At 66.3% G+C, this 267-nt stretch carries 1 protein-coding gene; it reads right to left on the bottom strand.

Features of this window, described 5'->3' with window-relative positions; genetic code table 11:
• Positions 1-267: hypothetical protein (locus tag BN1130_RS22745; protein WP_042044149.1), on the bottom strand; the 267-nt coding region annotated here is incomplete at both ends.

Raw genomic sequence — 267 nt, 5'->3', positions numbered from 1 at the left:
GTGTCACCCGCCTTGGCATCCGCTGGCAGGCCGACGTTGACGTCTACCTTGCCGCTAATTTCGGTGCGATCGATGGTGCCGTCGTTGTTGGCATCCTCGGTGATGGTCACGGTCGGCGCACCGGTGGCGGTGGTGTCACCCATCACCGCGCTGTCGCGGCCTTCAGCCGAGACGTTACCGGCGGCATCGACGATGGTGGCGGTGACGGTCAGCGTCACGCCGTCAGCCGGGCGGTCAAACTCGTAGCCCACCTTGCCCGCCGTGATG

Origin of the sequence: Aeromonas rivuli, from assembly GCF_000820045.1 — a bacterium.
In the GTDB taxonomy this organism is placed as follows: domain Bacteria; phylum Pseudomonadota; class Gammaproteobacteria; order Enterobacterales; family Aeromonadaceae; genus Aeromonas; species Aeromonas rivuli.
The sequence above is the reverse complement of the archived record's forward strand: the minus strand, read 5'-3'. Positions and strand labels throughout refer to the sequence as shown.